General features: G+C 65.1%; 18 protein-coding genes and 1 tRNA gene. 5 read left to right on the forward strand and 14 right to left on the reverse strand.

Annotation, left to right across the window (positions count from 1 at the left end; all coding sequences use genetic code 11):
- Positions 1–70: 70 nt before the first annotated feature.
- From Q5064_RS07170 to Q5064_RS07185, 4 genes are all read right to left on the reverse strand, one after another.
- Entirely contained in the window at positions 71–820 is a 750-nt protein-coding gene (locus tag Q5064_RS07170; RefSeq protein ID WP_302963389.1) for a hypothetical protein, read from the reverse strand.
- 12 nt (positions 821–832) lie between these two features.
- Positions 833–1,714 carry a phosphoribosylaminoimidazolesuccinocarboxamide synthase gene (locus tag Q5064_RS07175; protein WP_302963390.1) on the reverse strand — a complete coding sequence of 294 codons (882 nt, stop codon included), beginning with the start codon at positions 1,712–1,714 and terminating at the stop codon, positions 833–835.
- Positions 1,715–2,427: 713 nt separating this feature from the next.
- Positions 2,428–3,996, reverse strand: coding sequence for a cell wall metabolism sensor histidine kinase WalK (locus Q5064_RS07180; RefSeq protein WP_302963391.1), 1,569 nt, complete (start codon positions 3,994–3,996; stop codon positions 2,428–2,430).
- Between the two features lie 26 nt (positions 3,997–4,022).
- Positions 4,023–4,727 carry a response regulator transcription factor gene (locus tag Q5064_RS07185; protein ID WP_016310340.1) on the reverse strand — a complete coding sequence of 235 codons (705 nt, stop codon included), beginning with the start codon at positions 4,725–4,727 and terminating at the stop codon, positions 4,023–4,025.
- 349 nt (positions 4,728–5,076) lie between these two features.
- On the opposite strand from Q5064_RS07185, the gene Q5064_RS07190 reads away from it, so the two are divergent.
- Entirely contained in the window at positions 5,077–6,483 is a 1,407-nt protein-coding gene (locus Q5064_RS07190) for a twin-arginine translocation signal domain-containing protein (protein ID WP_302963393.1), read from the forward strand.
- A gap of 58 nt (positions 6,484–6,541) precedes the next feature.
- Here Q5064_RS07190 and Q5064_RS07195 read toward each other — a convergent pair whose 3' ends face one another.
- From Q5064_RS07195 to ptcA, 5 genes are all read right to left on the reverse strand, one after another.
- Entirely contained in the window at positions 6,542–7,792 is a 1,251-nt protein-coding gene (locus tag Q5064_RS07195; protein ID WP_302963395.1) for a glycoside hydrolase family 3 N-terminal domain-containing protein, read from the reverse strand.
- A 352-nt stretch (positions 7,793–8,144) separates the two neighbouring features.
- A complete protein-coding gene (locus Q5064_RS07200; RefSeq protein WP_302963398.1) occupies positions 8,145–9,185 on the reverse strand; it encodes a YhcG family protein in 1,041 nt (346 codons plus the stop codon).
- Between the two features lie 268 nt (positions 9,186–9,453).
- On the reverse strand, positions 9,454–10,659 hold the full coding sequence (locus Q5064_RS07205; protein WP_302963401.1) for an agmatine deiminase family protein: 1,206 nt from the start codon (positions 10,657–10,659) through the stop codon (positions 9,454–9,456).
- A gap of 134 nt (positions 10,660–10,793) precedes the next feature.
- Complete coding sequence (locus Q5064_RS07210) at positions 10,794–12,311, reverse strand: APC family permease (protein WP_302963404.1); 1,518 nt, start codon at positions 12,309–12,311, stop codon at positions 10,794–10,796.
- Positions 12,312–12,374: 63 nt separating this feature from the next.
- Positions 12,375–13,445, reverse strand: a complete 1,071-nt coding sequence (gene ptcA, locus Q5064_RS07215) for a putrescine carbamoyltransferase (protein ID WP_302963407.1) — start codon at positions 13,443–13,445, stop codon at positions 12,375–12,377.
- 370 nt (positions 13,446–13,815) lie between these two features.
- On the opposite strand from ptcA, the gene Q5064_RS07220 reads away from it, so the two are divergent.
- The 3 genes from Q5064_RS07220 to Q5064_RS07230 all read left to right on the forward strand — a co-directional run bounded on the left by Q5064_RS07220 (position 13,816) and on the right by Q5064_RS07230 (position 16,451).
- Positions 13,816–14,781 (forward strand): helix-turn-helix transcriptional regulator, encoded by a 966-nt coding sequence (locus tag Q5064_RS07220; protein ID WP_302963410.1) that lies wholly within the window; start codon positions 13,816–13,818, stop codon positions 14,779–14,781.
- 179 nt (positions 14,782–14,960) lie between these two features.
- Positions 14,961–15,623 (forward strand): cytochrome c biogenesis CcdA family protein, encoded by a 663-nt coding sequence (locus tag Q5064_RS07225; protein WP_302963412.1) that lies wholly within the window; start codon positions 14,961–14,963, stop codon positions 15,621–15,623.
- Between the two features lie 30 nt (positions 15,624–15,653).
- Positions 15,654–16,451 (forward strand): TlpA disulfide reductase family protein, encoded by a 798-nt coding sequence (locus Q5064_RS07230; RefSeq protein ID WP_302963415.1) that lies wholly within the window; start codon positions 15,654–15,656, stop codon positions 16,449–16,451.
- 198 nt (positions 16,452–16,649) lie between these two features.
- Here Q5064_RS07230 and purB read toward each other — a convergent pair whose 3' ends face one another.
- Positions 16,650–17,999 carry an adenylosuccinate lyase gene (purB, locus tag Q5064_RS07235; RefSeq protein WP_302963418.1) on the reverse strand — a complete coding sequence of 450 codons (1,350 nt, stop codon included), beginning with the start codon at positions 17,997–17,999 and terminating at the stop codon, positions 16,650–16,652.
- Between the two features lie 215 nt (positions 18,000–18,214).
- Here purB and Q5064_RS07240 point away from each other — a divergent pair.
- Positions 18,215–18,305: transfer RNA gene (locus Q5064_RS07240), tRNA-Ser, on the forward strand.
- A 416-nt stretch (positions 18,306–18,721) separates the two neighbouring features.
- Here the strand turns inward: Q5064_RS07240 and Q5064_RS07245 are convergent.
- The 4 genes from Q5064_RS07245 to Q5064_RS07260 all read right to left on the reverse strand — a co-directional run bounded on the left by Q5064_RS07245 (position 18,722) and on the right by Q5064_RS07260 (position 22,225).
- The gene (locus Q5064_RS07245; protein ID WP_302963420.1) at positions 18,722–19,084 is read right to left on the reverse strand and encodes a guanylate cyclase; all 363 of its coding nucleotides are present in this window, start codon (positions 19,082–19,084) and stop codon (positions 18,722–18,724) included.
- 136 nt (positions 19,085–19,220) lie between these two features.
- Positions 19,221–20,285 carry a 4-(cytidine 5'-diphospho)-2-C-methyl-D-erythritol kinase gene (gene ispE, locus Q5064_RS07250; RefSeq protein WP_302963423.1) on the reverse strand — a complete coding sequence of 355 codons (1,065 nt, stop codon included), beginning with the start codon at positions 20,283–20,285 and terminating at the stop codon, positions 19,221–19,223.
- Entirely contained in the window at positions 20,282–20,830 is a 549-nt protein-coding gene (tadA, locus tag Q5064_RS07255) for a tRNA adenosine(34) deaminase TadA (protein ID WP_302963424.1), read from the reverse strand. Before tadA ends, ispE begins: the two co-directional genes overlap by 4 nt.
- A 114-nt stretch (positions 20,831–20,944) precedes the next feature.
- Entirely contained in the window at positions 20,945–22,225 is a 1,281-nt protein-coding gene (locus tag Q5064_RS07260) for an ATP-binding protein (RefSeq protein WP_302963426.1), read from the reverse strand.
- Between the last annotated feature and the right edge of the window lie 222 nt (positions 22,226–22,447).

Here is a 22,447-nt window from a genome sequence, read left to right on the forward strand (position 1 = left end):
CGAACAAGGCGCGCCCCGCACCCTGCACGGCGGGACGCGCAAAGGGGCGCCCGCGGGCACCCCTTGAAAGCTACTGCTGGTCGGACGCGCCGGCGCCGTTCTTCGCGGCGGCCTTGGCTTCTTTGGCGGCCTTCTTCTCGGCCTGCATCTTCTCGCGGTTGGAAAGGCGGAAGCCGCTGCCGAACAGGCCTCGGCGCTGGGGCTTCGCGGGCGCCTCGTCGGACTCGCCGGCGCTGGCGGCATCGTCGGCCGCCTCGGCGCTTCCCTGCTTCGGCGCGGCATGGCGGTTCTGGTTCTTGCCGGAGCCCTTCGCCTTCACCTGCTTGGCCTGCTGTACGCGGCGCGCCTGCTTCTCGGCCTTCGCGTTCTTCTCCTCTAAGGCCAGCATGCGCTCCTGGTAGGCCACGCGCTCCTTCTTGATCTGCCAGAAGTCGAGCACGAAGGCGCCGATGATGAACACATAGGCCGCGATGAGCGTGGTCACGCTGAGCCACTGCGGCATGGCGCCCTGGCCGACGAAGCTCAAGGTGGTGCAGCCGATGGCCGCGATGAGCATCACCCACCAGATGGCGCGCAGGCGCTTGTAGCGCGGGGTGTCGGGCTTGTAGTACTTGCGCTCCACCTCGCGCTGCTTGGCGGCGGCCTCCTTGCGGGCGGCCTTCTCGGCGGCCTTCTTCTGCTCGGGGGTCTTCTTCGCAGACTTCACGGTGACCGACGCGGCAGCCTTGCTCTTGGGCTTGGCCGAGGCGGCCGATTTGCGGGTCACGCCGGTGCGCTCTTCGGAGGTGTAGCGCTCGTTCATGGGGTTACGCTGGGACATACGATGGAACTCCTAGAAGGTTTCGGGGTCGAACTTCTGGCCGGTGATGGTCTCGTAGGCCTGGATGTACTTGGCCGAGGTGGCGTCGATGACGTCCTGGGGCAGACGCGGCGGCGTGCCCGTCTTGTCCCAGTTCGCGGTCAGCCAGTCGCGCACGAACTGCTTGTCGAAGCTGGGCTGGTCGACGCCCTCCTTATAGGTGTCGCCCGGCCAGAAGCGGGACGAGTCGGGGGTGAGCACCTCGTCGGCTAAGATGATGGTGTCGCCGATGCGGCCGAACTCGAACTTCGTGTCGGCGATGATGACGCCCCGGGCCGCCGCGTGGTCGGCGGCGGTGGTGTACACCTTGAGCGCCAAATCGCGCAGGGCACTCGCGTCGTCCTCGCCGAGGATTTCCACAAGGCGCTCGTAGGAGATGTTCTCGTCGTGGTCGCCGATCTCGGCCTTGGTGGAGGGGGTGAAGATGGGCTCGGGCAGCTTCGAGGAGTTCACCAGACCGCCGGGCAGCTCGATGCCGCACACAGTGCCCTCGCGGTTGTACTCCTTCAGGCCGCTGCCGGCCAGATATCCGCGCACGATGCACTCGGCGGGGAACATGTCGGCCTTGCGCACCAGCATGAAGCGCCCGCGCAGGTAGTCGGCGTAGGGCTGGAACGCCTCGGGCAGGTCGGCCACGTCGGTGGAGATGAGGTGGTTGTCCACCACGCCGTCGAGCAGGTTGAACCAGAACTTCGACAGCTGGGTGAGCACCTGGCCCTTGTAGGGGATCTCGTCTTCCAGAATGTAGTCGAAGGCCGAGATGCGGTCGGTGGCCACGAGCAGCAGCTTGTCGCCCAAATCGTACAGATCGCGCACCTTGCCCTGCGCGTCGGGAGTGATGTCGATTCCCGCCATGGATGCCCTTTCTCCTGAGGTGAGCCCGATGCCGGCCCCTCGCGCCTGGGCTTACCCCATCCGCGCCTGCGGCCGCCACCCTTCGGCTCCCGCCCGAAACCTGCACTTCGAGCGCACTTTTTGCGTACCGCCCATTATGGCACAGAAAACGAGGCTCCTCCCCTACAAGAGCCCCTACGGCGACGGTTTCAGCATAAGCGAACGATTCGGGGCGTCGCCGCCCCCTTTTCCCGCGCACTGCGCCGCAGCGGCCCCGGGCCTTCCCGGGGCCCACGACCATGGATCCCGCGTCTTCTCGAAGTTCGCAACCCCGGCCCCACGACCAGCTCCATCTGGCCAGAAACGCGGTGTCCGCTCGCGCGAAGGGGCCCAAACTGACCCGGTCGGCCGCTTTCGTCCGGTCAGACGACCGTTTGCGGCCAAAACCGCGATGTCCGCTCGAGCGAACACCGTGTTTGCGGCCGCCCTCCCGGGACGCGGCCATCCCAGCGGCCATCTGCGGTCGGAAACCGCATCTCCGCTCGAGCGAACTTCCCATTCCCGGCCATCTTCCAGGTCGCAACGCAACCGCGCGGGCGTTTGCGGCCAAAAACGCGGTGTCCGCTCGGGCAGAGGCGCCCCCCAGCGACCATGCCCGGCCCGGGGCCACGTCCGGCCCGGGGCTGCTTCCGGCCCCGGGCTGCTTCCGGCCGAGGCCCGCTTCCGGCCCCGGGCTACTTCGCAGTCTTGGGCTGCTTCTTGTGGGGGGTGCGCTTCTTGCCGGAGCCGAAGGCGCGGTGCTTCTCGGCGTCCTCGTCGTAGAGGGGGATGTGGATGGTGAAGCAGGCGCCCTTGCCCTTCTCGCCTTCCACCTGCACCCAGCCGCCGTGGCGGTCGACGATCTCCTTTACCACGGCCAGGCCCACGCCGAGACCGCCGCTCTCGCGGTTGCGCCCGGCGTCCGCCCGCCAGAAGCGGGAAAACACCATGCGGGCCTCCTCCTTGGAAAGGCCGATGCCCGTGTCCCTCACGGCAATGGAGGCCATGATGTCGCCCTTCGTGACCGACACGGTGATGTGGCCGCCCTCGGGAGTGTAGCGCACGGCGTTGGAGATGAGGTTCGCGGTGGCCTGGCGGATCATGTCGGCGTCGCCCACCACCATCACGTCGGGCTGGGCGTTGTACTCCAGCGTGAGGCCCGAGTCGGAGACGAACATCTCGTGGGTGGCGATGATGCCGGCGATGAGCTCGCCCGCGTTCACCACCTCCTCCTTCATGGGATCGGCGCGGTTCTCCAGACGCGACAGCTTCAGCAGCGCGTTCACGAGACGGCTTAGGCGCTGGATCTCGGAGTTCACCGTGACGAGACGTTCCTCGTCGGCCTCGTACACGCCGTCCACCATGGCCTCCACCGTGGCCTGGATGGCCATGAGCGGCGTGCGCAGCTCGTGGGCCACGTCGGTGGTGAGGCGCCGCTCCAGGTCGCGATCCTTCTCCACCGACTCGGCCATGGCATCGAAAGTTTCGCCGAGGCGCGCCACCTCGTCCTCGCCGCGCAGGTTCGTGCGGGCCGACAGGTCGCCGTCGCCGATGGCGCGGGCGGCCCCCATGATGCGGTTGATGGGCGCCACGAGGTTGCGCGCGAACAGGAAGCCGATGCAGGAGGCGAGCACGATGGCCACCGCCGCCGCGATGAACATGGCCTGGTAGGAGTTGTCGCGGAACTCCTGGTCGGGCTGGCGCATGAGGGCCTCGGAGCCGTACACCCACAAACGCACGGTGCCCACCACCTCGCCGTCCACCTTGATGGGGGCCGAGGCCACCTGGGAACGGTCGGTGGGCTCGATGGACTTCGCCAGCCCGCCCTGCTCCTCGTCGTAGACGATGGACGAGTCGAAAACGGTCTTGCCGTCGGCGGCCACCACGCGCACCCCCACGCCGCTCGTCAGCTCCATGGCCTGGAGCGCCGGCTTGGCGGTCTCGGGGTTCCACAGATCGTCGGTCTCGCGGTAGATGACGGCGATGCGGTCGGCCGTGGTCTGGCACAGCGTCTTCATGTTGTCGGCCGTGTAGGTGCGGAAGTGCTGCTCCCACACGAACGACACCACGCCGATGGCCACGAGCGCGGTCATGGCGGCGATGAGGGCGAAGGCCAGGGTCACGCGCGTGGTGTAGGAGAAATCGGACCAGCGCAGGCGGCGGCGCTTCTTCGTCTTGCGCGCCGGAGACGGCGAAGAGGCCGCCGGCGGGGCGACCTCTTCAGCAGTTTCCAGGATGCGCGGCTTCTCTTCCGCTTCAGTCATGGGGCTCCTTCTAGGCCGGGACGCGGCTACTGCTTAGTGGGATCCTCGAAGCGGTAGCCCACGCCGTGCACGGTGTGGAGCCACTTCGGGCTGCGGGGGTTGTCGCCGATCTTGGCGCGGAGGTTCTTCACGTGGGAGTCGATGGTGCGCTCGTAGCCCTCGAAGTCGTAGCCGAGCACCTTCTCCACGAGCTCCATGCGCGAGTACACGCGGCCCGGGTAGCGCGACAGCGTGGTGAGCAGCTTGAACTCGCTGGCCGTAAGATCGATCTCCTCGCCGGAGACGAGCACCTTGTGGCCCGATACGTCGATGGTCAGCTCGCCGAACTCGAGCACCTCGCGCTGGGGCTCGGAATCGGCGTGCACGCGACGCAGCAGCGCGCGGGCGCGGGCCACCAGCTCGCGGGGGCTGAAGGGCTTCACGAGGTAGTCGTCGGCACCGAGCTCCAGGCCGATGATGCGGTCCTCGACCTCGCCCTTGGCCGTGAGCATGATGATGGGCACATCCGACGTGTCGCGGATGACGCGGCAGACGCGCTCGCCCGGCACACGGGGCAGCATAAGATCGAGAATCACCAGGTCGAAGTGGTGCTTCTGGAATTCCTCCAGGGCGTCCTGGCCGTCGCCGACGGCGGTGACCCAGTAGTTCTCGCGCTCCAGATAGGCGGTCACCGCATCGCGGATGGCCTTCTCGTCCTCGACGAGCAGAATGCGTCGTGTCTCGTTGCTCATGGATACACTCCTCGTGTTCGCTGCCGTGCGCTTTTTGCTCGCCACGGCCGACACCCTACCTGACCTGCGGTTTTCCCGCTGCCAGGATAAATATCAGCCCGGCGGTCGTGTTTGCGTTTATTGTAGCGTTTACCCCCGAACGGTCGCCGAGGCGTATGCGAAATGACACAATACACCCATGCCACAGAAACGAACCTCACGCACGCGGCCCGCCTCCTCCGGAAGCGCCCCCCGACCCAACCGCTCCGAGCGCGCCCGCCGTGCCTCCACTTCCCCCGCATCTTCCTCGGCCCGCAAGCGGCCGAGCCATCCCCGTCCGTCCGAGCGCCCCGCCGCCAAGAAGGTGAAAGTGCGCCGGGCCATGCCGGCCGACGCCTCCCACGAGGCGCCCCAGGAAGGCACCGTCGCGCGCCGCCTCGCGCTGCCCGGCGGCCACGAGCTGCTGCTCACGCGCCGCCACTTCCTCTACGGCGCCGCCGGGGCCGCCGCGCTCGCCGCCATCGGGGGCGGCGCCGCCTGGGCCGCGGGCAACTCGAGCGACAAGAAGGCGCTCGAGACCCTCACCGTGCCCGAGGCCAACGTGGTGCTCGACAGCTCGCTGGAGCAGATCGACGATACCGACGACGCGCTTGTGCTGGCCACCTCGGCGGAACTGCCCTACGGCACGCTGCTGTGGTGCAGTGACGACGCCGTGGCCGCCTGCCTGCTGCCCACCGAGACCGCCAAGCCCCTGGCCCAAGTGGGCCTTCTGGACCTCGCCACCGGCGAGTACGCCACCGTTATCGAGCACGCCGTGGGCGAGGACGAGGGCTTCGAGATCTACGACGTGCGCGCGAACGCCAACGGCGCCATCTGGACCGAGGCCGACATCCTCGACAGCCAGTGGCGCGTGTACGGCGCGGCCCTCTCCGGGGAATCGCTCGGCGAGCCGCGGCTGCTCGACGAGGGCGACGCCGACTGGGAGATGCCCTCGCTCGCCGTGGCCGGCGGCTACGGCTTCTGGCAGCGCCTCCCCCAGCTCGACGGCAACGCGCGGGTGGAGAACTCCCTGCTCAAGCGCGCGCCCTTCGGGTCGGCGGATGCGGAAGTGGTGTACTCCTCCCAGGGGCGCATGGCCTGCGCGCCCATCTCCTGCGGCGACGGCCTGGTGGCCACCCCGCGCGCCCGCGTGAGCGGCACCTACTACCAGCTCACCCGCATCGACGGCGCCTCAGGCGCGGTGACCGACGCCTGCGTGCTGCCCTCCTCCATGCGGCCGCTCGAGGCCGGCTGGGGCCGCACCGGGTTCAACTTCGCCTTCGACGGCATCTACAACTACGGGGACGGCATCGCCAACCTGGGCACCTACATGCCCCTGAACACGCTGAGCAGCCCGCGCCTGGCCGGCACCGACCTGGAGGGCGTGGAGGGCCCAGGCACCGACGACCCCCACATTCCCGCAAGCGCCGCCAACCTGACGACACCGCTCTACAGCGCCGATAGCTGGTTCCACTACGTGGCCAACCCGCTCTCGGCCCCCTGCTGGTGCGGGAACTGGCTGCTCGTGCGCGGGGGCAGCTCGGTGTGTGCCATCGACCTGGAGGGCCGCCGCTACGCGCGCCTGCCCTTGCAGGAGGGCTCAGGCGACTACAACGACTTCCTCGCCTCCACCCATATCGGGCAGCGGGCCGTCACCTACTGCAACGTGGACTACACCCCCATCAACGGTGAACAGCAGAAGCACTGCCTCGTGCGCATCTGGGAGCCGGCCGCCTAGGGCGGAGCCGAAACCTCCCAAAACCGCGCGGAACGGAGGAGCGCCCTGGCGCGGGCGCCTACAGGCCGATGTAGCGCTGCTTGGCCGTAAGGATGCGCAGCACTGACTCGTCGATGCGCTCCTCGGTGAGCTCGCCTGCGGCCACGGCGTCGAGCACGCCCTGGTAGGCCTCGCCGAATCGCTCGGGCATGAGCGGGATGTCGCAGCCCGCCCTGAGCGCCGCCACGGCCGCCTCGGCCGGGGTGTAGTAGTTCGCGATGGCCCCCATGGAAAGCGAGTCGGTGACGACGATGCCGGTATACCCCAGGGTGTCGCGCAGAAGATCCTGCACCACCACCGCGCTCAAGGGCGCGGGCACGCCGTCGCTGATGACGTTCGGCAAGTTCAAATGTCCCACCATGATCATGGGCACGCCGGCCTCGATGGCCGCCTTGAAGGGCACCAGGTCGGTCTCCTGCAGCTCGTCGATGGTTTTCTCGATGGTGATGGAGTCGTCGTGGGAGTCGCCCGCTGCCGCGCCGATGCCGGGGAAGTGCTTGGCGCAGCAGAGCATGCCGGCCCCGTTGAAGGCCTCAACCTCGGCGCGCACCATGTCGGCGCACACCGCCGGATCGGGGGAGAACGAGCGCAGGCCCATGGTGTCGCTGCGGGTGGGATCCACCACGTCGGCCACGGGGGCGAAGTCGAGGTTGAAGCCGAGGGGCATCAGGTAGGCCGCGAGCGCCGCGGCCGCCTGGGACGCCGCGGCCGTATCGCCGGCAGCCCCCAGCTCGGAGGCGTTGCCCACATCCTGCACCCCGAAGGCCTCGTTGTCGGCGACGCGCACCACGCTGCCGCCCTCCTCGTCCACCGCCAGGAAGGGGCGCACGTTGCCGTCCTCGGAGAAGAACGACTTCACGTTGGCGAGCATGGCCGTGGTCTGGTCGGGATCGATGAGGTTCTGGGCGAAGTACACGATGCCGCCCACCGGGTGGGCCGTCACGCCCGCATGGGTGGCCTCGCCGGCCTGGGTGACCTGGGAGACGTCCTCCACCAAAGCCTCGGGCGCCACGATGAACAACTGGGCCACCTTCTGCTCGAGGCTCATGGCATCGAGCCGGGCCGCTGCCTCGGCGGCGGCGTGCTCGGCGGCATCGACGGCGGCGGCTCCCCCGCCCGCGCTGCCGGTGCCGGGCTCGTCGAAGGTCGTCGCGGAGGGAGCCTCGGGCGCAGGCTCGGCCTCGCAGCCGCCGAGCGCCACGGTGGCCGCGCCCACGGCGCCCAGCCAGACGAACCGGCGGCGGGTAACGGAATCGGTCGAGATGCCCATGGGAGGCCTCCTCTGGTAGCGCGTCGGCATATAAAAGTAAGTGCGCCCGACCAGCATAGGCCAGGCGCACCGCTTTTTCAACCAGCGAAATGGGAAAAGGCCCGACGCACACCGCCCGCCAGCTGCAAGGGGACTGGCGGGCGGCTGCGAGTCCTGCTCACGGACTCCGTCAGATCGTTCATCCCAGAAAATGTATGCAGCGAACGCGTGGCCCTCGCCATCGAGCGCCAGCGCATGAACCCATTGGGGCACTTCTCCTAATTTGAGGGCGCCGAAGGCCCGAAGCAAACCTCCGGCGCCCTCCCCTTTCCGGAGAGCAGCTGGGCACGCAATTGCTACTGGCGCGCTGATGCTAGCTATCCCCAAAAGGGACATCATCGAACGCGGCGAGTCTCGCGGCGATAATCTCGGGTGAAGGAAGCTGGCCTCTTAGCTCCTCGGGCAACGCGCGACTCAAACTGTAGGTAGCCACGCCGATGGGTGCAGACGACTGGCGCAAGGCATACTCCACATAGGTTCTGTCCTTGCTCTTGCAGATGATGATGCCAATGGACGAGTTCTCATCGGGGAGACGCACCTGATCGTCCAGCGCAGAAAGATAGAGCTGCATTTTCCCCGCATACTCTGCTTCAAATTCGCCCACTTTCAATTCGACAGCCACAAGTGACTTTAGCCCTCGGTGGAATAGCAACAAGTCAATGTAAATGTCTCGCTCTCCGGCCTTCAAGTGGAATTGACTGCCGACAAACGCGAAGGCGCCTCCCATTTCCGCCAGGAAGTCGCGAATGCGCGAAACCAGTTGAAGCTCGAGCTCGTGCTCGGAATACTCGGGAGAAAGCTCGGCGAAGTCGAAAGCATACTCATCTTTAACGGCAAGCTTTGCCTGCGCCCGTCGTTCGGGCGGAAGCGTGGCTTCAAAGTTCGTCTGGTTTGAGAGAAATCTCTCATAGGCGCCGGCCTCTATATAATTTGCGAGGAGCCGCTTGGTCCAGCCGTATCGCGCCGCTGCTTTTAGGTAAAACTCGCGCTGCAGGTCATCATCACATTTGTTCATTATCACCAGATTGCATGACCAGCTGATTTCTCTCACCAAAAGTGACAGCTTCTCGTTGTCGCGATAGGTGAGATAGAAGTTTCGCATTCTCCATAAATTGACTGCTGAATACCCTTTAGCGCCGGGAAACATTTTCATGAGCTCATCAGAGAGGCCCTCTACGACCGATTTTCCCCATCCCTCCAGCTCTTGCCGAGCGCATATTATCTCGCCGATGCGCCAGTACAGATCTATGGTGCTGGTATTCAGCCGCTTCAGAGCACGATACTGTCGCTCGTTGATAAGATGAGCTATTTCTCCGGCCAGCTCGCGTACGACCGGCTTCTCGATCTCTTCCATAAACGCCTCGTCTCACTACTGTCACCATTGGTGATAGAAAGTTGATAGGCCGCCATGATAGCGCATTCAGCCGTCGGGCGCCCCTCGTCCCTCGTCCTGGCCACCATGCGCCTCGCAAAACATGAAAGGCGGGGCTCCCTTTCCGGATTCGCCCTTGCGGAGGGGCGATATGGCACGAAGCCCAGCGCGCAAAAAAAAGACGGCTCCGAGCTGGAGCCGTCTTTCCAATTCTGAGCTTCCGATTAAGCCGCGGCCCGGCAAGCGCCCTTTAGGCCTTGGGCTCCTGCTGGGTGATGCAGTGGATGTTGCCGCCGCCGTAGACGACCTGCTCGGAGGGCACGCCCACGCACTTGTAGACGCCCTCGCCCCACACCTCGTCGTAGATCTGCTGCAGCGTCTCCACGGCCAGCGCGTCGTTCTCGTCGCCGTACTGCGGCACGATGACGCCGCCGTTGGTCACGAGGTAGTTCATGTAGGACGCGATGAGCGGCTCGTCTGCCACGCGCGGCTCGGCGTTCTCGTCGGCGTCGATGCTGTCGCAGGAGGCCTGGTCCATGTACAGCGGGTTCACCGGCATGGGCAGCTTGTACACCTTGATGGCGCGGCCCTTCGCGTCCACCGCGCCCGACAGCGTCTCGTAGGCGGCGTGGCACTGCTCGTAGAAGGGGTAGTCCGGGTCGTCGGTCCAGATGCAGGCCATGACGCCGGGGGCGACGAAGGTGGCCACGTCGTCGATGTGGCCGTTGGTCTCCTCGGGATCGATGCCCTCGCGCACCCAGATGACCTTCTCCACGCCGAGGTACTTCTTCAGCTCCTCGTCCATGTAGGCGCGCAGCTCCTCGCTCCAGGGCTCGAAGCGCTTGGCGTAGGCCGGCCAGATGGTGTCCTCGTCGGCTTCCTCGGCGAGCACGGCGGAGGCGGTGCGGCCCGGGGAGAGCAGGCACTGGTCGGTCACCACGAGGGTGCCCTCGCCGTCCACGGTGATGGAGCCGCCCTCGAGGATCATGTCGTCGGGACGGTAGCGGCGGCAGCCCGACAGCTCGGCCATCTTGAGCGCGATCTGCTCGTCCTTGTCCCACGGGAAGTACAGGCCGTCGATGAGGCCGCCGTAGGCATTGAAGTGCCAGTGGCAGGCGCGCTTGCCGCCCTTGCCGTCGATGACGTAGGTGGCGCCGGTGTCGCGGAACCAGGCGTCGTCGGTGGTCATCTCGATGACGGTCACGTTCTCGTCGTCCTCGAAGACGGCCTTGCAGTTGGCGTAGTCGGCCTGGTTCGCGCACATGGTGACCGGCGTGAACTCGGCGATGGCCCGGGCGATAGCGGCGTACTGGGCCTGGGCCGGCTTGGCGCCGTGGGCCCAGGTATCGGTGCGGTGCGGCCAGCCCATCCAGACGCGCTCCTGCGGGGCGAACTCGGCGGGCATGTAGAAGCCGTCGGCGGCGGGGGTGGACTCGGACTCGTAAATGGTCTTCATGGGGAAATCCTTTCGGAGTGAAATGGCTTCGGGGGCGGGGCGCGTCGGAGAGCTCGGGCGCGCCCCGCTTCCACTTGGTCAGAGGCGGCCGGCACAGACCCGCCTCGGTTCCACGGAGATCCTGACGGTTGAGGCTACAGAACCTTTTCGCTCTTGCCTCCGTCAGCGGCAAGAATCTGCTCGATCTGGGCCGGGTCGGCGGGCTCAAGCGAGTCGGGCTCGCCGGCGGCCTCGGCGGCGAGGCGCTCGGCAGCCGTGGCCTCGGTGAGGCCCGTGAACTCCTCCTTGCGGCCGCGGGCGCTCACCACGCGCACCACCTCGCCCATCACCAGGAAGACGACGAAGATGGCGATCATGGGAATCTTATCGGCCACTTCCTCGGCCGACAGCGGCACCACGGTGGCCACGCAGGCCAGCACCAGCTCGATCACGGGGATGGCGAGCACCACCTTCATGGCCGTGCCGGTGAAGGGGAAGCGGTACACGCGCGGGCGGTTCGCATCCACCTTGCGCAGCTTGATGAACGCCGGGAACATGGGGATGTAGGTGAGCAGCAGGAACACGACCGACGTGGCGAACAGGGTCCAGAACAGCCCGTCGGAGATGGCCTCGTTGGGGATGAGCTGGATGAGCAGCACGGCCGTGGCCACGATGCCGTTCACGACGGCGGCGCCGGTGGGCATGCCGGTCTTCGGGTTCTCATGGGCGAAGACCTTCGGCATGTTCTGGTTCTTCGCGGCGTACTGGGCCACGGCGTTCACGCCGAACGACCAGGAGGCCATGTTCGCGAACAGGGTGATGAGGAACACCACGGCGATGATGATGAAGATGGGGGACGCCTCGCCCACGATGGTCATCACGGCCACGATCATGCCGAAGTCCGGGTCGATCTGGTCGGCGGGGATGGCCGCTCCGATGCCGAAGCCGCAGAACAGGTAGATGGCGCCGATGGCCAGGCCGCCCAGGATGATGGCCTTCGGGATGTCGCGGGCCGGGTTCTGCATGTCCTTGGCGAAGGTGCAGACCACCTCAAAGCCCATGAAGTTGAAGATGATGATGGACAGGTACCCGAGCGCGGCGGTGTTGGTCACGTCGGGCAGGAAGGTCTCAGGGGCCATGGAGCCGGCGAACCCGTTGGTGCAGGCGAACCAGATGCCGAGCACGCCCACCGACACGGCCACGAGCACCTTCAGGATGGCGCCGCCGTTCAAGATCCACTCGGAATCGGACACCTTCGAGAAGCTCATGAACACGACGATCCACACGAAGGCGATCTCGATGGCTAGCGTCAGCGCCAGGTTCGACTCGATGTCGGCCCCGAACACCATGCCGAGAATCGGCGGGAACAGGGTGGCCAGGCTGGCGATCCACAGCGGGAAGTTGATCCAGTAGTACCAGCTGATGCGGGCGCCCCACTTGTCGCCCAGAGCATCGCGCACCCAGTCGTAGATGCCGCCCTCCGAGTCGTAGGTGGTGCCGAGCTCGGCCACCACCATGCCGTAGGGCAGAAGGAAGGTGATGATGAGGAAGATCCACCAGAAGAACTGCTGGTTGCCGATGGCGGCGGCGGGCGCTGCGGCCTCGCACACGAACACCACGCAGATCACCGAGAGGATGACGGACATGAAGGAGAATTTCTTCTTACCACTCATAGTGTGGCTCCTTACTTGGAAGATGAAGGCGGGGGAGCCGCGGCTCCCCCGACCCGGTACGTCTTACAGACCGTGCTTGCCCAGCTTTGCCATGCACGCGTCGATGGTGGCGCGGTAGGCCGTGGCCTTCTGCTCGTCGGGCTCGCTCTGCGGGCACAGCGTGGCCAAGATGGCGCGGATGGAGTGCTTGCGGTTCTCGGCCTCGTCCCAGCACAGGCTGCGCGCGGGGTCGTCCATCACCTCGTCCACCACTTCCTCGCCGCGGGTGGCGGGCAGGCAGTGCATAAACTTGCTGTCCGGGCCGGCCGCGTTCATCAAATCCCAGGTCACCTGGTACTTCGGGTAGAACACGTCCATGTAGTTCTCGCCGGAGACCTCCTCGTCGTAGAGGCCGTACCACACGTCGGTGTAGACGAAGTCGGCGCCCTCGATGCAGGAGATGTCGTCGGAGATGGTGATGGTGCCGCCGGAGATCTTGCAATTCTCCTCGCCGATGGCCATGAGCTGCTTGCCGAAGGCCTCGCGCTCCTCATCGGTGCCCACGTGCAGGGCACCGTCGGAGATCTGGTGGCCCTTCGGGCCGAACTGCACGAAGTCCATGCCCATCTTCGAGGCGATGAACATGAGCGACACGCACACCTGGGTGGCGTCGCCGATGAAGGCGAGCTTGCAGTCCTCGATCTTCTTACCAGCGGGCAAATTCTCGATCATGGTCATGAGGTCGCCGAGCTCCTGGGTGGGGTGGTTGAACTCGCTCATGCCGTTGATGACCGGGGCAGCGGAGTACTTCGCCAGGTCCACCACGTCCTTGTGGCGGTCGACGCGGGCCATGAGGATGTCGACGAGGCTTCCCATGACGCGGCCGGAGTCCTCGATGGACTCATGGCCGCCCAGCTGGATGGAGCCGGGGCCGAAGAACTGCGCGTGGCCGCCGAGGTCGGTCATGGCCGTCTCGAAGGAGATGCGGGTGCGGGTGGACACCTGCTGGAAGATCATGCCGAGGGTCTTGTGCTTCAGCAGCAGCGGGTACTCGCCGCCCTCCTTGATGAGCCCCTTCATGGCGATGGCCAGATCCACCATGCCGAGCAGCTCCTCTTTGGTGAAGTCGTTGGTGTCGATGTAATCCTTGACCATGGAAATCCTCCTTAGGGATATATCCGCGGCCTTCGGTCGGAAAGACCGCGGGCGACTTGTCGCGAAGGAAGCGGCGAGGCCGTGCCAGCCTGACCGTCCCCTGATGCTCCTCCGCATCCGTTGGGGCACAGCATGGGGGCGGCGTGAAGACTTGGGAAGCATTAACCGGGATTATTTTGCGTTCAGGAAATTTCACACCCGCATCTATATCCAAAATAATCCTGAAGTTGAGGGCTCTGAGCGGGCAGTTGTGGTTCAATGGGGTCTTGGTGCGAACGGGGGTTTACGCGGCTCGCATAGCGGGTGCATTCGGCTTTCTAATCCGGATTAGAACCTGGCAACGCACATTCGGGGGCCAAGGAGCAGCGCGATGGAGACAGCTTTCTACCTCTACACCATCCTCATCATGGTGGCTTGCGTGGCGGCGGGGTCGGTATGCCTGTCGGCCTACTTCGTCTCGCGGCGGCGCGCCTACCTGTACGCGGGCGCGCTCTTCCTCTTCTACTTCCTCGATATGGCCCTCATCTTCCAGTATGAGTACCTGGGGCAGAACCTCGCCTACTCCTTCGACTCGTTCTACGGCGTCGATCGGCCCCTGATGCGCACGGCGCTCGCGGCGGGCACCCTGCAGTCGCTGTGGCTGCTCGTGTGCGACTTCGAGAACGAGCGCCGGCCTGTGCTCCTGTGGCTGCCCCTGGCTCTGTTCCTCGGCGCCTGCGCCCTCGTGCTCGGACTGCTGCCCGAGGGCCCCTTCTGCCAGTGGCTGTACTTCAGCCTGCGCCAGCTGTTCCTGCTCTGGGGCCTCGGCTACGTGATCTTCCGCTACTGCACCTGTCAAAGCGACATCGAGCGGGCGCGCATGCGCCGCCAGGAACCGCTGCTGTTCACCACCTTCGCGTTCGTGCTGTGCATTCTGGCCGAGGACATCTTCATGATGCTCATGCTCGATCCGGACACCATCGCCGACAGCCTTCTGCCCCTCTACCTCTCGGAGCGCAACTTCTCCGAGAACTTCCTCGTGCTGGCCTTCGCCTTCTTCGCCATGCGGGCCGCCGCCGAGACGCTGCGCCTGCGCTTCAAGGAGCCGCCGGCCGCCGACAACCCCGACTTGCAGTCCTACATCGACGAGCTCTTGCCCGCCTACTGCGAGCGCCACGGCCTGACAGCCCGCGAGCGCGAGATTCTGGAAATGGTGCTCGAGGGCAAGGACAACCAGAACATCGCCAGCTCGCTGCAGCTGGCCTTGGGCACCGTGAAGGCCCATGTGCACAACATCCTGAAGAAAACCGGCCACGCCACCCGCCAAGAGCTCACCCAAGACTTCTGGAAGGGCTAGAGCTTCGCGCAAGGGCGCCGCACCCTTTCGTTTATGTACGTGCTTGTAACGGACGCGCGACTTTCTGTGAAGGACGTCGCGCGTTTCGCTATTTTCGGGAATAATAGCGAACACGGGTCGGGCGGCTGCGCCGTCGCCCCGGCAGGCTGTATCGACACGGAGCGGAAGGAATACGTGCGGTGACCTACCTCATCACATTTCTGGAGGGCATCATCACCTTCGTATCGCCGTGCCTGCTTCCCATGATCCCCATCTACGTGACCTACTTCGCCGCCGGCGAGGAGGTGCGCACCGGCGTGGTGCTGCGCAACGCGCTCGGCTTCGTGCTCGGCTTTACCTGCGTGTTCGTGGCCATGGGAGCGCTTGCCTCGTCGGTGGGCGCGTTCTTCATCGAGTACCAGAGCGCCGTGAACGTAGTGTGCGGCCTGGTGGTCATCGCCTTCGGGCTGTACTTCCTCGGCTTCATCAAGGTGAACCTGTTCCGCGGGGGCAAGAACCCGCTTGCCGGGCGCCAGCTGGGATTCTTCTCATCGGTGCTGTTCGGCGTCATCTTCTCCATCGGCTGGACGCCCTGCGTGGGGGCGTTTCTGGGCTCGGCGCTCATGCTGGCCTCCCAGCAGGCCTCGGTAGCCCAGGGCGTCGTCCTGCTTCTGTGCTACTCGGCCGGCCTCGGCATTCCCTTCGTGGCCGCAGCCGTGCTCATCGACAAGCTGAAGGGGGCCTTCGCGGCCATTAAGCGGCATTACGGCATTATCAACAAAGTGTGCGGTTGGTTCCTCGTGGTCGTGGGCGTGCTCATGGCCACGGGGCTGCTCGGCGGCTTTCTGCGCCTGCTGAGCTAGAACGGCCGCCCCGCGGAGAAAGGTACGGACATGAACGAGCATACCGAGAACGAGAGCGGCACTGCGGCGGAGACGCCCGCGGAGCGCGGCGAGCGCCTGGGCGCATCGCTCGAGGCGGCCGTCCAGCAGGAGGCGGCCGCGGCCGCCACGCCCGAGGGGCGCCAGGCCGACCGCAAGAGCCATCGCACGGTCGTCATCGCGGCCGTGGCCTTCGCCGTGCTGCTCATCGGCGCCGGCGTGGCCTACAGCGTGCTGGCCCCCACAGCCGAGCGCGAGGTGCAGGCGACGGGCACTGCCGCCGCGCATCGCACCGAGGCCGAGCCGGTAGCCGGCGAGGACGGCGAGGCGGAGGCGGACACGGGAGACGGCAACGGCGCCAACGCCGACTCAACGCCGGCGCCCGACTTCACCATGACCACCTCCGAGGGCAAGACCGTCTCGCTCTCCGACTTCCGCGGACGCCCGGTGCTCCTGAACTTCTGGGCCAGCTGGTGCGGGCCGTGCGCGAGCGAGATGCCCGCCATCCAGAAAGCCTGGGAGACCTACGGCAGCGAAGTAGATTTCGTCATCGTGAACATGACGGGCATGAGCGGCGAGACCGAGGAGACAGCCAAGGCGTTCCTCGCCGACGCCGGCTACACCTTCCCGGCCTACTTCGACGCCAACAGCAGCGCGGCGCGGGCCTTCGGCGTGTCGTCCATCCCGCAGACCTACCTCGTCAACGCCGAGGGCAACATCATCGGCGGCTACATGGGCGCCATGGACGACGCCATCCTCGCCGAGGGCATCCGCATGCTCACCGACGGCACCGAGGCCGCGGCACAGTAGAGCCGATGCAGCCGAACGGTGCTTGAGCGAGCAATACTCAAATTCATTTTAGTAAAGTGGACTTTAGTAAAGTTGATTTGAGCGTCGCGGGGCCGGGAAGAGCAGCGCGGTGCAGCAGCGCCTTTCAGCCCTACAACAAAGAACCCCCTCGCGCTGATGCGAGGGGGTTCTTTGTTGTAGGGGCAAGCGGGAGGCTCTTTAGAACTCCAGATCCTGGAGGCGGTCGAAGACCACGTCCTTGCGGGTGAGGAAGTCCCACGGGTCGAAGATCTCGTCGAGCTTCTCCTGCGACAGCAGCGCGGCGGCCTCGTCGTCGGCCTCCAGGCGCTCGCGATAGGTGGGGCCGTCCACGGCGTTCTGGATGTCCTCCCACACCTTCATGGCGTTGCGCTGCACGATGACGTAGGCGTCCTCGCGGGTGATGCCGGCGTCCACCAGGGCCAGCAGCACCTTGCTGGAGAAGATGAGGCCCTTGGTGCGCCACAGGTTGTGCTCCATCTTGGCCGGGTAGGTCTGCAGCCCGTCGAGCATCCATTGCATCTTCGCGAACATGTAGTCGAGCGCCGTGAAGCTGTCGGCGAGCACCACACGCTCGGCGCCGGAGTGCGAGATGTCGCGCTCGAACCACAGGGCCACGTTGTCGAAGGCCACCTGGGCGTTGGCCTTCACCACGCGCGCGAGGCCGCACACGCGCTCGGCCGTGATGGGATTGCGCTTGTGGGGCATGGCGGAAGAGCCCTTCTGGCCCTTGGTGAACGGCTCTTCCGCCTCGATGACGTCGGACTGCTGCAGCAGGCGCACCTGCATGGCGATGGATTCCAAGGTGGAGGCGCATACCGCCAGCGCCGCCATCACCTGGGCGTGGCGGTCGCGGGCGAGCACCTGGGTGGAGAGCGGGTCGGGCGTGAGGCCCAGCTTCTCGCACACGTACTGCTCCACGTAGGGGTCGATGGAGGAGTACGTGCCCACCGCGCCTGAGATGGCGCCGGTGGCGGCCACGGCGCGGGCCTCCTCCATGCGGGTGAGGGCGCGCTTCAGAGCCCAGGCCCAGCTGCCGAACTTCATGCCGAAGGTCATGGGCTCGGCGTGGATGCCGTGGGTGCGGCCGACGCAGAGCGTGTTCTGGAACTCGAAGGCGCGGCGCTTGCAGGTCTCGCCGAGGCGCTTGATGTCCTCGATGATGATGTCGCAGGCCTGGGTGACCTGGTAGGAAAGCGCGGTGTCGCCCAGATCGGAAGAGGTCATGCCGTAGTGCACCCAGCGGCTCGGCTTGTCGCCGCCCTCGGGAATATCGGCGTCGATGTAGTTGGCCATGCAGGTGGTGAACGCGATGACGTCGTGGTTTGTCACCTTCTCGATCTCGTCGATCTCCTCCACGGTGAAATCGGCGTGATCGCGAATCCACTGGGCCTCCTCGCGCGTGATGCCCGCCTGGCCGAGCTCGGCCTGGGCCTCGCAGGCCAGAACCTCGATCTCCTTCCAAATGGCGAACTTGTTCTCGAGCTCCCAGATGCGGCCCATCTCGGGGCGCGTGTAACGACCGATCACGTGCGTGTCCTTTCCCTCGTGCGCTGCGTGCTTTCGTGATGAACAGGGTACCAGAAATAGCCGCGCTCGTCGGGGCTTCTCGCCTAAGCGCCTCGTTCAGATGCGCCGAGGCGGCCCGAAGCGGTCACCGGGAGCGCCTCGGGAGGATTCTTTGCGCAGCGGGAAAATATCTCATTGCAGAATGCGGGCGGCTCGGGTAAGATGCATTGTTACGCGGAGGAGTGACCGAGAGGCCGAAGGTGCTCGCCTGCTAAGTGAGTATGCCCCACAAGGGCATCTAGGGTTCGAATCCCTACTCCTCCGCCACTTGAATGCCAACGCCCTCAGCTGAGGGCGTTTTTCGTTGTCGGGGGCGGTGGAGGGATTCGAACCCGCGAGGGGAAAACTGCCCAGTGGGCAGTTTTCGGCCGAGGGCGCCAGCCCGCAGGCCTCGCGGATTCGCGCAGCGAATACGCGGACATCCCTACTCCTCCGCCACTTGCATTCAAAAGCTCCCTGATCAGGGGGCTTTTCTTTTCCCAAGCTCCTCCCCTGTGGTCGAAAAGTGGTCGCAACCGCGAGGCGAAGATCTCGCTGCTTTCCGAAGAGAGCTGAAGAGCGCAAAACGCACGAGGACTCATTGCTCCCATGGGATCAGTAGTCGTGCACCATGAGATGGACAATATCTATTGAGTCCGCAGATAACCAGCGGACGGCTCAACCGTTATTTCTCCTCTGGCCTCCTAGCGCTGCCAGGGCCAGCGGCGGCGGGTGGTGGCGGCAAGGCGCTTCTTGCGGTAGGCGGGGTTGTGCTTGAGGAAGCGCCAGTTGCATAGGCGCGTGATGGCAAGGCCGACAAGGCCCACGACCATGAAGCTGAGGGAAAGATCGAGCACGGCAGGCGCATTGTCGAAGAAGGCGTAGAGGGACACGAGCGCAAAGAAGCCGATGACGATGCCGTTGAGCCAGGTGAACACCTTGATGAGCACTTCCTTGGCGCGCGCCGGAGAGTGCCGGTAGGTGACGACGACGTAAATGAGCCCGGCGGCCACCGCCATAATGACGAGCAGGGGAACCACGCGAGACAAGCGTGCTAGAAAGCCCATTTCTCACCCTCTCCCTTCGGCAGCGGCGCTCGCAAGTTCGCTCGGCGGCACGGTCACGCGGCCGCCTGCAACGCCATCAGTGTATACGATAATTCCGCCCTCTCGCAGAAAGCGCAGCGGTTCGTTACCCATCCCCTTATCGCGAGGGCACGATGGCGGCGCGCAGACCGGAAAGGCTTGTGGGGCGCGCCCACCAGCCGCGGGCCGTGGCCGCGGTGGCGATGCGGCTGGCATCGGCGAACGTGTCCACGAGGGCGAAGGTGGCAGACCCGCTGCCGGAAAGGAGCACGTTGCCCTCCCCTGCCTGTTCGGCAAGCCAGGAGCGAACGTCGCGCAGCTCGGGCAGCAGGGCATCGGCCGCAGAGGCCAGGTTGTTGGCGAGAATCACCTCGTCGGCCCTCGCGGCGGAGCGGTCGCACTCGAGCACGTCGGCGGCAACGGCCACGGGGCTCTCGTCGAAGCGCTGGTAAGCAGCCGCGGTGGATACGCCGCCTTCGGGCTTCACCAGCACCACGGCCCGGCGCGATGGCTCCAACGTGCGCTGCAGCGCCTCGCCCACGCCGCCGAGCAGCGCGCAGCCGCCGTGCAGGAAAAACGCCACATCGGCACCGAGGGACTGGGCGACATCGACGACGCGCTCGTCATCGGCGGGAATGTCCCACGCCTGGGCCAGGCCCACGAGCACGGCCGCCGCGTTCGACGAGCCGCCGCCAAGACCGCCCTGGGCAGGAATGTGCTTCTCGATGCGCAGCTGAATGGCCTCGGGAAGATCGCGCTCCACCGCGCGCGCCAGCCGGTCGGCCGCCTTGAAGGCGAGGTTGTCCTCGGCCGGCACCACGAGATTCTGGCCCGTTCGGTCGGCAAGATCGATGGTCATGTACAGGTTGCCGGAAGGACCGCCCACGGCCGCGTCGGTGCGACCCGCGCCCTCCGCCGCGCGCTTGGCCAGCTCGTCAGCGGAAATATCCTCGCAGCGCAGATACAGCGTGTCGTGCAGCGCGAGCGCGTGCATGATGGTATCGGCGTCGTGGTAGCCGTCGGTCCGGCGCTCGCCGATGGCCAGCAGCAGGTTCACCTTCGCCGGAGAGACGAGCTTCACGGTGTTCGGCCCCATGAAAGCGGCCGCTGACCATTGGGCCTCGCGGGCCGCCGCCAAAAGGTTCACTTCCGCCTCGCGGTTGCGCTGGGCATTCTCGGTCATTCGGTTTCCTCTCGTGTTGCTGAGCGCTTCCCACGTCGGGCCTGGAAGAAATCGCGGAGCAATTCCGCGCACTCGTCCTCGCGCACGCCCGCCGTGACCTGGAACTGGTGGTTCAGGCGCGTATCGGCGTGGATGTCGTACAGCGTGCCCGCGGCGCCGGCCTTCTGATCGGCCGCGCCGTACACGCAGCGGGCCACGCGCGCCTGGTGCATGAGGCCCGCGCACATGATGCAGGGCTCCAGCGTCACGTACACCGTGCAGCCGGCCAGCCGCCACGCATCGAGTGCGCGGGAGGCCTCCTTCATGGCGAGGAACTCCGCATGGCCCGCCGGGTCGCGGTCGGTCTCGCGCCGGTTGTGGGCCCGGGCGATGACGCGGGGCTCGGCCAGGGGGCGCCGCGTGCCGCGGTCGATGGGCTCGTGCACCACCACCGCCCCGATGGGCACCTCGCCCATAGCGCCCGCGGCCCGGGCCTCTTCCAAAGCCATGGCCATGTACTGTTCGTCGAGCGCGCGCTGCTCCTCAGGTGTGCGATGTTCGTTCATAGCGGGAATTATAGCGAACGCGAAGAGCGCGGCCGGGGAGGGTCGGCCGCGCTCTTCCAAATCTCCGTCAGGCCAGGGTGGAGATCGATGGCCTCTACAGATCAGAACCGAGAATCACGGCTTCAAGCATCCAATTGGCACTACGCAAACGCCGTCCTCACGACGATAGCCGTACTCGGTAGCCGTAATCACGAGCTTCACATCGGGAAGACGCAGCGGAACTTGCTTCTCCTTTTTGTTATGCTCGGAAACAAGCCGCTCGATTTCAAGAAGATGTTCTGCCCCTTCATCGATTTCGCTCTCGCCGAGCTTGAACTCAATGAGCGCGTACCGCCCATCGCCAAGATGGAGCACCGCATCGGCCTCCAATCCGTACCGATCGCGATAATATGACAGTTCGCCCCCTAGAGCGGAAGAATAGGCCTTCAAATCCCTCATGCAGAGAGACTCAAAGAGGAATCCCAGCGTTTTGAAGTCTTCGTTGAAATATGCCGGGCTCAACCCAAGCGCGGCAACGGCAACGGACGGATCCACCATATTCCGCTTCTTTGAGGCCCGTATCGCTGTTTTGGATCTAATGGCAGGGCACCACGCGAGAACATCCTCGACAATATAGAGCTTCTCAAGTGCCTCAAGGTAATCGTAGAACGTTGACTCGGACAGCTCCGTCGTTGCCCGCACATCGCCATAGATTGTCTTCGTCTCTGCCAACGTGCATAGATTTCGCGCATAGGAGCGTAGAATGGCCTCGACCCATCGAGGATTTCTCCTCTGCCCATCTATGTTGGACATGTCAACAGAGCACGTCTGGCGAAAAAGATCCTTGGCCACCGCCAGCTGCGAGCGCAGGGATGCGTTATTGACGGCATGCGGCCATCCGCCGCGGCATATCGCTACAATCAGTTCGTCGACAGAGAGCTTCGAAATGCAGCCATCGTAGCTCGCTGAATCGTCGAAAAGCGCTTTGAGAGAGACAGAGCCGTCCGACTCGCCGCTTTCGAACAAGCTCATCGGTTGCATTTTCATCGTTGATATGCGTAAGGTACCTGTATGCGGGGTCTCCACTTCTCGAGATGTCGACCCCGTAAGAATATAGAGCCCGTTCTTTTGCTCATCATCCACCGATTTGCGAACAGCTCCCCACAGCTTCGGCGCGTCTTGCCACTCGTCGAAGAGCCTTGGTTTCGGCCCTTCCAACAGCCGCGATGGCTGCATTCTCGCTACGGCAAGATAGTTGTCGCGCTTGTCCTCATCCTGCAATTCCACAACACTGGCAGCCTTTTGCTTAGCGGTAGTAGTCTTGCCGCAGCCCTTAGGGCCCACGATGAGCGTGGCGCCAAAAGATTCCAAGCGAAGTTCGAGCTCCTGGTCCGCAATGCGACTACGATACCGCATTATCGATCACTTCCTTCACACTGCTTGCAAAATTATAGTGTCTACGTCGAATTTTACACTGAATAGCTCCCCTTTGTTGGAGAGATTTGCGGCATAATTCTGGAAACATTTGCGATTTAAGGGCAACGTGCGGCATGCAACAGGCTGAGAACGAAAAGATAGAAGAGCGCGGCCGGGGAGGGTCGGCCGCGCTCTTCCAAATCTCCGTCAGGCCGAAAGCCC

It is taken from the genome of uncultured Adlercreutzia sp. (assembly GCF_958431955.1).
In the GTDB taxonomy this organism is placed as follows: domain Bacteria; phylum Actinomycetota; class Coriobacteriia; order Coriobacteriales; family Eggerthellaceae; genus Adlercreutzia.